The following is an 8,579-nucleotide window of genomic DNA, read 5'->3' as shown; positions in this document are numbered from 1 at the left end:
GTGGTGGGCGCGGCCGTGGCGGGGCTGTTGCCGACGGTGGTGGAAAACCGGGTGTCGGCGCTGTGGGGTGTGGGTCTGGCGGCGGTGACGGGCGTGGTGGCGCTGTTGTTGAAGCGGCGGGCGGTGAAGCAAGACCTGAAGGCGGCCATGAAGGTGGTGGCGGTGGTCTTCGGCCTGCGGGCGGTGGCGGTGTTGGTGGGGCTCTTGGGGATGATTTCGCGAGGTCTGCAGCCGGTGCCGTTCATCGCCGGCTTCTTTGGCGTCTACTTCGCGCTGCAATGGATTGAAGTCAGCTACGTGATGGCCGCGTCCAAGGGCGCGGCGGGCGGAGACGAGTGATGCGCAAGGCAATGGTGCTGTTCGCCTCTCTGTTCGTGGCCACGGCGTGGGCTTCGGAGTCCGGGGGCCACGGTGAGGGAAGCGAGCCGAGTGTTCCGGACTACATCCTCCACCACGTCGCGGACACGAACGACTTCGAGCTCGAGGTCCCGCTCAGCCAGCCCATCCACCTGGGCGCGATTCCGCCGCTGCGCATCGGCAGCTGCGAGCCGGTGATGACGGACCACGGGCTGGTGGCGCCCACGGGTTGGCCGGGGCTGATGGCGGGCTGCCTGGACCTCTCCATCACCAAGCACACGGTGATGATGTGGTTGGCGGCGCTGCTGCTCCTGGCCACCATCTTCATCTGGAGCAGCCGCGACAAGACGAAGCTGGTGCCGCGCGGTACGGGCGCCAACCTCATCGAGATGCTGGTGCTCTTCGTTCGTGACGAGATGGCCATCAAGAACATCGGCAAGGAGGACGGCCCGCGCTACGTGCCGTATCTGCTGACCGCGTTCTTCTTCATCCTCTTCATGAACCTGCTGGGCCTCGTCCCCTGGATGGCCACGGCCACCGGCAACCTGGCCGTCACGTGCGGCCTGGCGCTGTGCACCTTCTTCGTGACGCAGGCTGCGGGCATCCGCTCGGCGGGCCTGGGCGGCTACCTGAAGCACCTGACGGGCGGCGTGCACTGGTCGCTGTGGATCATCATGATCCCCGTGGAAATCCTCGGGCTCATCTCCAAGCCCTTCGCGCTCACGATGCGTCTGTTCGCCAACATGCTGGCGGGCCACATCGTCCTCTTCTTCCTCATCGGCCTCATCTTCATCCTCGGCCATCCCGCGGTGGCGGTGGTGAGCGTGCCCTTCGCGTTCGCCATCTACCTGCTGGAGCTGTTCGTGGCCTTCGTGCAGGCGTACGTCTTCACGCTGCTGTCGGCGCTGTTCATCGGCATGGCGGTGGCCACGGGCCATCACCACGACGACCACGGCCACGCGGATGACCACGGCCACGGCCACGGCCACTCCGAGCTGGGCGGCAGCCACGACCACGGCAAGGCGCACGCCTGAGACAGGTTAGCGGGGCGCGAGCAGTCGAGCGCCCCGCGTAGAAGACCTGGCGGTTCGAAAGGCCGTCAGAGGTAGTCCTGAAGGGAATCACGACCCCCCCACAAGTGGGTCCTTCGCTAGAAAAGAGAAGCACCGCCATGACCAACCTCGCTCTTGCCTTCCTCGCCGCCGGTTTCGGCGCTGGCCTGTCCATCATCGGTGCCGCGCTCGGCATCGGTAAGCTCGCCGCCGCCGCCATGGACGCCACGGGCCGTCAGCCCGCCGCCGGTGGCGACATCCGCACCACGATGATCATCGCCGCGGCCCTCATCGAAGGCGCCACGCTGTTCGCGCTGGTTGTTTGCGTTCTGCTGGCGACCAAGACCGCCTAGTTTCAACGCAGGTGCCTGGGAAGCGCCGGTGCTCGCGGGTCACATCGCGGGTGCCGGTGCCTCTTCGCAGGCTGTTTCACCCTGAAGACTCCCTCGCTGTCTCCTCCCTCACGCCGGACACGCCACCATGTTCCTGCCCAACGTCCTCGCCGCCAGCAGCCTCGTGAGCGTCCAGCCGGGCCTCATCTTCTGGACCCTTGTCACCTTCGTCATCGTGTTCTTCGTCCTGAAGGCGAAGGCGTGGGGACCCATCCTTCAGCTGGTCGAGGAGCGTGAGAAGCAGATTTCCGCCGCCATCGAGAGCGCCAAGCGTGAGCGCGCCGAGGCGGAGAAGCTCTTGGCCGACCAGAAGACGGCCATCTCCGAGGCCCGCCGTCAGGCCGCCGAGGAGACGCGCCGCAACCAGCAGGAGATGGAGAAGTTCCGCGAGGAGCTGATGGCGAAGAGCCGCAAGGAGGCGGAGGAGCTGAAGCTGAGCGCGCGTCGTGAAATCGACGAGCAGAAGACGAAGGCCATCGCCGAGGTCCGCGCCATGGCGGTGGACCTGGCCATGGATGTGGCCGGCAAGCTCATCGGCGAGCGCATGGACGACAGCAAGCACCGCGCGCTGGCCGAGCAGTTCGTGAAGGGCCTTCCGCTGAGCGGCTCCGGCAACGCCGGCGTCCGCCGGTCGGCCTAGTTCGGGGAAGCGCGCCCCCCGGCGCGCGTGTTCCAGGGAATCACCATGGCGCTATCCATCGGAATCGTCGGGCTGCCCAACGTGGGCAAGTCCACCCTGTTCAACGCGCTGTCGGCCGCGGGCGCACAGGCGGCCAACTACCCCTTCTGCACCATCGAGCCCAACGTGGGCGTGGTGCCCGTGCCGGACGAGCGGCTGGACAAGCTCTCCGAGCTCATCAAGCCGCTGAAGAAGGTCCCCACGTCGCTGGAGTTCGTGGACATCGCCGGCCTGGTGCGCGGCGCCTCCAAGGGCGAAGGCTTGGGCAACCAGTTCCTGGGCAACATCCGCCAGGTGGACGCGGTGCTGCACGTGCTGCGCTGCTTCGAGGACGACAACGTCACCCACGTCGAGGGCGGGGTGAATCCGGTGAGGGACCGGGACGTGGTCGACACGGAGCTGTGCCTCAAGGACCTGGAGACGGTGGAGAAGCGCCGCGAGCGCTCCTTGAAGAACACGAAGATGGGCGGCAAGGCCGGTGACGAGGCCAAGGCCGAGGTCGCCCTGCTGGACCGCGTGAAGGCCGGGCTGGATGCCGCCATCACGGTGCGGGCGCAGAAGCTGACCGAGGAGGAGAAGGCCGTCATCCACGACCTGTTCCTCCTGACGGACAAGCCGGTGCTGTACGTGGCGAACATCGGCGAGGGCGAGATTGGGAAGGAAGACGCCAACAAGCACGTCGCGGCGGTGAAGGAGATGGCCGCGAAGGAGGGCTTCGACGTGGTGGTGCTCGCGGCGGCGCTGGAGTCGGAAATCCAGCAGCTTCCCGAGGCCGAGCGCCCGGGCTTCCTGGAGAGCGCGGGGCTGACGGAGCCGGGTCTGCACAAGGTGGTGCGGGCGGGCTACACGCTGTTGGGCCTGTGGACATACTTCACGGTGGGCGAGCAGGAGTGCCGCGCCTGGACGATTCACAAGGGCTACAAGGCGCCGCAGGCGGCGGGCGTCATCCACACGGACTTCGAGCGCGGCTTCATCAAGGCCGAGGTGATGCGCTGGGAGGACCTGGTGAAGCTGGGCAGTGAGTCCGCGGTGAAGGAGAAGGGCATGCTGCGGATGGAGGGCAAGGAGTACGTCGTGCAGGACGGCGACTGCATGCACTTCCGCTTCAACGTGTGACGGGCTGACGCGGCCCTCTGAGGCCGCGAGCTGATGTACCGCGCGGGCGCGTTCTGGAGGGCCTTGGGGCCTTCTGGGAGCGCCCGCGAGGCGTTTCTGGGGGGGCGGCGTCAGAAGCTGATGGTGGGGCCGCGCACGGCGGTGAGGACCCAGAGGCCGACGCCGACGAAGGCGAGCAGGGTGGTGAAGATGGCGGCGCGGCGGATGCGCTGGCTGCCTTCCGTCTGCTGGCGGGCGTAGAGCCACATGCCGCCCACGCGGAGGATGACGAAGAGGGCCAGGAGGATGGGGCCTGCCACGAGCCATCCAGAGGGGCGTGAGAGCAGGACACCCCAGGAGGCGAGGAAGGCGACGTTGCCCAAGAGGGAGGCGATGGCGAATCGGGGATAGGCGCGTCGTGGGTCCACGGGCGCAGTGTCCACCGTGTGGAGCGTGCGGCCAACCTGGGAGTGCGCGGGGTGGCGGGAAGGCGACATCCTTGTTCAGGATACAGGCCGTGTTTCTGTCGGGTGGTCAGTGTTCTTTATCGGGCTGACACGACTCTGGGATGAGGACGGTCAGATTGCCGGACTTCGTTGCCTGGCTTTAGCGAAAGGCCTTGTGCGTATGTCTCGGAATGGCTTTGTTCATCAAGCCCAGATGATTCATGGGTTGATGACCTCTCTGGCGTATTCTGTCCGGCCATTCGCATTCAAATACCAGATGCGTTCAGTCCGACCGCTCGCGGTGCGCTCATCGCGCAGGATGATTCCGTCGACACCGACGATGCAATACCGAACGCGCAGTGTGCCCTCTTCTTCAAATGGGCCGCAGGCATAGAATCCACGGGGGACGCCTGTGTCGGTTCTGGAAACGAATATCCAGTAGGGCCACGACAGGACCACGCAGGCCGCGAAGATGATGAGGGCCACCACGATGTGCAGGGGCTTCATCCCACGCTCTCCGATTCAAACATCCAGGTCTGCTCAGCAGCATGAGTAGGAAGAGAAGTCATTGCCGAGGCGATTGCACATAGCGGGCCCTGGGGCGGAGCAGGTGGCCTTGTTCCCTTTGCTCCAGGATGTGCGCGACCCATCCCGTCGCGCGTCCCACCGCGAAGATTGTCGCCGCCGCTCCCGGGAGCAGGCCCAGCGCATCCGCCAGCATCACCAGTCCCAGGTCCACTGACGGCGCTGGGTGTCCCGCTTCTGTCATCGCCTCCTGGACCGCTCTTGCCACTTTGACTCTCGGCGCCTCCGGTCGTACCTCCCTTGCCGCCTCGATGATGGGCGGCGACCTTGGGTCTCCCTCGGGATACAGCTGGTGGCCGAAGCCGGGCACTGCCTCGCCTCGGCGCAGCCGCTCGTACACCACGGCCGCCGCGCGCTCTGGCTTCCCCACCTCCGTCAACAGCGCCTCCACCCTGTCACACGCACCACCGTGCCTTGGACCCGATAGCGCTCCCAGTGCCGCGCACAGGCATGCGTACAGGTCCGCTCCCGATGACGCCGTCACCCGCGCCGTGAAGGTCGACACATTCAGCTCATGGTCCGCGCACAACACGAGCGCGCGATTGAGCAACTCCGGTGCTCGCTTCACCTTGGTGTCCCACGCCAGCGCCAGTGACTCCGCCACCGTTCCCGCCCGCAGTGCCCGAGCTACCCGCCCTGGTGCATGCGCCACGCACACCCATGCCGCCAACTGACGCAGCAATCGTCGCGCTCGTGCCTTCTCCTGTTCGGGCGGCGCGGCGAAGCGCACCACATCCCTGGCCGCCAGCAGTGGCACCAGTGCGGACAGCGCTGCCACCGGAGGTGTGTCTCGCGGCAACAGTCTCGCCAGCTCCGACGGTGGAAACGGTGGCTCCTCCCTCTCCCACCGTGGGTCCTGCTCCGGGAGCCTCCCTGTCCACAGCAACTCCGCCACCGCTTCGAGACTCCGCCCCGCCAGCGCCAGCGCCACCGCCGAGTGTCCCCGGTACGCCAGCCCCTCCGCGCCCACCTGTGACACCGACGAGTCGATGACCGGCTCACCCCAGCGCAGCGCCCCCGAGGCCACCGCCGCGTGCCCCGCACGTGCGTCATGCCTTGTCTTCAGGCGCTCCAAATCCGAGCGCACATAGCGGTTCTCCTTCGTCCCCGGCTCGGGCACGCAGCGCACGAGCCCTCGGCTCACGTACGTGTACAGCGTCGCCCGCTTCACCCCCAGGAGCGCCGCCGCCTCCACCGCCGTGACGAGCTCCTCCTCGGGTCGATGGTCGAATCGAGATTGAGAGCGTCCACCCTTGCGTCTACTCATATCTCCGCAACCTCCTGAACACGCATTGTCGACTCGACTCGATTCCATTGTCGATGTGAGCCCTTGGGCTCACTCGGCACTCGGGACGACGCGAGAGGAGCACTGTCATGCCTGTCGTCGACTTTGGTCGCACGTCCGAGGACTACTCGAAACACCGCATGGGCTTCCCGGACGCCTTCTTCACCCGTCTGGCCCGAGAGAACGTCCTCCGCCCCGGACTCCGTGCCGTGGATGTCGGCTCCGGCACTGGCACCGTCGCACGAGGACTCGCGCGACACGGCTGCTCGGTCACCGCGCTCGATGTGTCCGCGTCCATGCTCGCGGCCGGGCGCCAGCTCGCCTTCGAGGCAGGTCTGCCCATCGACTCACGCGAAGCCCCCGCCGAGGCCACGGGCCTGCCTTCCGGCGCGTTCGACCTCGTGACGGCAGGTCAATGCTGGCACTGGTTCGACCGCCCCGCCGCCGCGCGCGAGGCCGCTCGCCTGCTCGTTCCTGGCGGCAAGCTCGTCATCGCGCACCTCGACTGGATATCCCTGCCCGGCAACGTCGTCGCCGCCACCGAGGCCCTCATGGACGCCTTCAATCCCAACCCACCGGACCACGCTCGCTTCGGCTGCGGCGTCGGCCTCTACCCGCAGTGGCTCCGTGACGTCAGCGACGCGGACTTCACGCCCCTGGAGACCTTCTCCTTCGACGTGCTCCTGCCCTACACCCACGAGTCCTGGCGAGGCCGCTCCCGCGCCAGCGCCATGGTTGGCGCCACCCTGCCTCCGGATGACGTGGAGCGCTTCGACGCCGCCCACGCCCGACTCCTCGCCGAGCGCTTTCCTCACGATGCGCTCGACATCCCCCACCGCGTCTTCGCCCTCATCGCCACGCGTCCCTGAACCCGGAGCACACCCCATGTCCTCACATCCCCACGTCGTCCACGAGCCCACGCTCCCGTGGACCGAAGTCACGCAGGGCCCCCGTGTCTCGTACCGGCGCAAGCAACTCGGCGCCGCCGCGAAGGGACAGAAGCTCGGCTGCAGCCTGATGGAACTCGCACCCGGCAAACACGCGTTCCCGCTCCACTTCCACCTGGCCAACGAAGAGGCCTACTTCATCCTCTCCGGCACCGGCCGCCTGCGCCTGGGTGACACGTCTCTGCCCGTGCAGGCCGGCGACTACGTGGCCCTCCCCATTGGCCCCACGGGCGCGCACCAACTCGTCAACGACGGCACCGAGACACTCCGGTACCTCGCGTTCTCCACCATGGTGGAGCCGGACGTCATGGTGTACCCGGACTCGAAGAAGGTCTGTGTCACCGCCGGCTCCGCCCCAGGTGGCGACAAGGCCGCGCGAACCCTGTACACCGTCCTGCCCCTCTCCGCCGAGGTGGACTACTGGAGCGGCGAGGAGCGATAGAGTTACCGCCCTCATGTCCCCCTTGCTCGACGTGCTCACCCGGGAGCGACTCCTCAAGGACCGCGAGGCCGCCACGGAGCTGCTTCCCCGGGGCGAGCCGCCCCACGTCTCCTTGCTTCGCCTGTGTGACGCGGGGCTGCTCATCGGCGGCCTCTCCGTCGCATACGGCGTCCGCCCCGACGAACTCATGGGACCCCTCACCCTGGCCATGGGCGGCGCGGCGCGGAACCTCAAGGTCGTGGATGTCCGTGAGCGCCCCGTCCTGGAGCTGCACGTCCAGGCTGGAGACCTCACCGAGCGTTGGGAGGTGGAGGACCTCTCCGTCCTCGTCCACAACCTCAATGACCTCTACCGCGACGCCGCCGATGTGCGCGCGGTGGCCGAGCTGGGGGAATGGGAGGACGCCCTCCAGCTCTGGTGTGTCGACAAGCCCACCCTGCCGCGCCTCGTGCGCCAGCCTTTCTTCGCGCCCCGAAACGCACGGGCGCTGACGCGTCCGGTCGACTGACGTCAGATACGACCTGGCATGCTCTCGCGGTAATCCCAGGTTCTGGGGCAGCATGGGGGGCACATGCGTTTAGCGCCCTGCCTGCCGCTCCTGCTGCTGTGGTCCTCCGCCGTCCTGGCCGAGCCGGACTCCTTTGGTCTCGGCAACGCTCGCAGCGGCGCCCTCACCGTCAACACCGCGCGCACCATCATCAACACCGCGATGCGGTTGCCGACCGGCGCACAGCGCGGTGACTCGACGCTCGCGGTGGAGACCTCCACGGTACCTCCGACGGGGGGACTGGTGATGGTGCACCAGACGATGGGCTTCCCGTCCAGCACTCCTTCGGGCAGCACGGGCCAGACGAGCCCCGGGGACGTGGGGCGCTGGGAGCTGGCGCGCGTGTCCCTGGTGACGGTCGGCACTCCCACCGTGCTCCGGCTCACGGCGCCGCTCATGTACACCTATACCTCTCCGGGCGCCCAGGTCGTGACGGTGCCCGAATACAGCACCGTCAGCGTGGCGGCGTCCGGCTCGCTCGTGGCGCCTGCCTGGGATGGAAACAGCGGAGGCATCCTGGCCTTCCTCGCCTCGGGCACGTTGACAAACAACGGCGCCATCCACGCCGACGGCGCGGGCTTCCGGGGTGGGACCTTCACCAACAACGCCGCCCGCACGGCCTGCGAGGGAGGAGACCTCTCCACCACCCTGGGCGGCTCCTACAAGGGAGAGGGCCTGGTGGTGGAGCGCTTCGGCTCGGCCTCCGGGCGCGGCAACCTGCTCAACGGCGGCGGCGGCGGCAACTGCAACAA

Annotated in this window: 11 protein-coding genes and 1 pseudogene; 9 read left to right on the top strand and 3 right to left on the bottom strand. The window is 67.6% G+C overall.

The annotated features are described in order from the left end of the window. The 5 genes from HR086_RS41710 to ychF all read left to right on the top strand — a co-directional run. A partial coding sequence (locus HR086_RS41710; protein WP_174468402.1) for a hypothetical protein occupies positions 1-339 on the top strand: 339 nt, incomplete at its 5' end. Next, positions 339-1,391 (top strand): F0F1 ATP synthase subunit A, encoded by a 1,053-nt coding sequence (gene atpB, locus HR086_RS41705; RefSeq protein ID WP_174468401.1) that lies wholly within the window; start codon positions 339-341, stop codon positions 1,389-1,391. The genes HR086_RS41710 and atpB, both read left to right, overlap by 1 nt. A gap of 137 nt (positions 1,392-1,528) precedes the next feature. After that, positions 1,529-1,762 (top strand): ATP synthase F0 subunit C, encoded by a 234-nt coding sequence (locus tag HR086_RS41700; RefSeq protein ID WP_141647851.1) that lies wholly within the window; start codon positions 1,529-1,531, stop codon positions 1,760-1,762. A 127-nt stretch (positions 1,763-1,889) separates the two neighbouring features. Then, on the top strand, positions 1,890-2,441 hold the full coding sequence (gene atpF / locus HR086_RS41695) for a F0F1 ATP synthase subunit B (protein WP_141647850.1): 552 nt from the start codon (positions 1,890-1,892) through the stop codon (positions 2,439-2,441). Positions 2,442-2,486: 45 nt separating this feature from the next. After that, the gene (ychF, locus tag HR086_RS41690) at positions 2,487-3,596 is read left to right on the top strand and encodes a redox-regulated ATPase YchF (protein WP_141647849.1); all 1,110 of its coding nucleotides are present in this window, start codon (positions 2,487-2,489) and stop codon (positions 3,594-3,596) included. Between the two features lie 110 nt (positions 3,597-3,706). On the opposite strand, the gene HR086_RS41685 is transcribed toward ychF, so the two are convergent. From HR086_RS41685 to HR086_RS41675, 3 genes are all read right to left on the bottom strand, one after another. Then, positions 3,707-4,003, bottom strand: a complete 297-nt coding sequence (locus HR086_RS41685) for a hypothetical protein (protein WP_174468400.1) — start codon at positions 4,001-4,003, stop codon at positions 3,707-3,709. Positions 4,004-4,240: 237 nt separating this feature from the next. Next, entirely contained in the window at positions 4,241-4,528 is a 288-nt protein-coding gene (locus HR086_RS41680) for a hypothetical protein (protein ID WP_174460094.1), read from the bottom strand. 58 nt (positions 4,529-4,586) lie between these two features. Then, positions 4,587-5,873, bottom strand: coding sequence for a citrate synthase (locus tag HR086_RS41675; RefSeq protein ID WP_174468399.1), 1,287 nt, complete (start codon positions 5,871-5,873; stop codon positions 4,587-4,589). A 107-nt stretch (positions 5,874-5,980) separates the two neighbouring features. Between HR086_RS41675 and HR086_RS41670 the strand changes: the two genes are divergently transcribed. The 4 genes and pseudogenes from HR086_RS41670 to HR086_RS41655 all read left to right on the top strand — a co-directional run. Beyond that, positions 5,981-6,760, top strand: coding sequence for a class I SAM-dependent methyltransferase (locus HR086_RS41670; protein ID WP_174468398.1), 780 nt, complete (start codon positions 5,981-5,983; stop codon positions 6,758-6,760). 16 nt (positions 6,761-6,776) lie between these two features. Continuing rightward, entirely contained in the window at positions 6,777-7,280 is a 504-nt protein-coding gene (locus tag HR086_RS41665; protein WP_174468397.1) for a cupin domain-containing protein, read from the top strand. Positions 7,281-7,293: 13 nt separating this feature from the next. Beyond that, positions 7,294-7,788, top strand: a complete 495-nt coding sequence (locus HR086_RS41660) for a hypothetical protein (RefSeq protein ID WP_174460090.1) — start codon at positions 7,294-7,296, stop codon at positions 7,786-7,788. Positions 7,789-7,851: 63 nt separating this feature from the next. Then, positions 7,852-8,579, top strand: a pseudogene (locus tag HR086_RS41655) (hypothetical protein); the annotation flags it as partial.

Source organism: Myxococcus sp. CA039A, assembly GCF_013336645.1.
In the GTDB taxonomy this organism is placed as follows: Bacteria; Myxococcota; Myxococcia; order Myxococcales; family Myxococcaceae; genus Myxococcus; species Myxococcus llanfairpwllgwyngyllgogerychwyrndrobwllllantysiliogogogochensis.
This window is presented reverse-complemented; position numbering and strand designations above follow the sequence as displayed.